Origin of the sequence: Lentilactobacillus parakefiri (genome assembly GCF_002157585.1) — a bacterium.
In the GTDB taxonomy this organism is placed as follows: domain Bacteria; phylum Bacillota; class Bacilli; order Lactobacillales; family Lactobacillaceae; genus Lentilactobacillus; species Lentilactobacillus parakefiri.
In genome coordinates this window covers 1-303 of sequence record NZ_BDGB01000083.1, presented here as the reverse complement: position 1 = coordinate 303, position 303 = coordinate 1, and the positions used below count along the sequence as shown (strand labels likewise).

Annotated in this window: 1 rRNA gene; it reads right to left on the bottom strand. The window is 48.8% G+C overall.

Annotated features, from left to right (window positions below):
- Positions 1-303 (bottom strand): 23S ribosomal RNA (locus tag LPKJCM_RS09480); the annotation flags it as partial.

The following is a 303-nucleotide window of genomic DNA, read 5'->3' as shown; positions in this document are numbered from 1 at the left end:
TGCCGAGTTCCTTAACGAGAGTTCACTCGCTCACCTGAGGATTCTCTCCTCGACTACCTGTGTCGGTTTGCGGTACGGGTAGTTGATGACTCACTAGAAGCTTTTCTCGGCAGTGTGACGTCAGTTGCTTCCCTACTTAAATTTCGGTCCTAATCACCACTTGTCAACCCGCCAAAAAGCATTTGACTCTTTGACTGACTCGTGGCTTGAACATCCGTTTCCAGCTGGATGCACAACTTAGCCTCCTGCGTCCCTCCATCGCTCAAACATCATCAACTAGTACAGGAATCTCAACCTGTTATC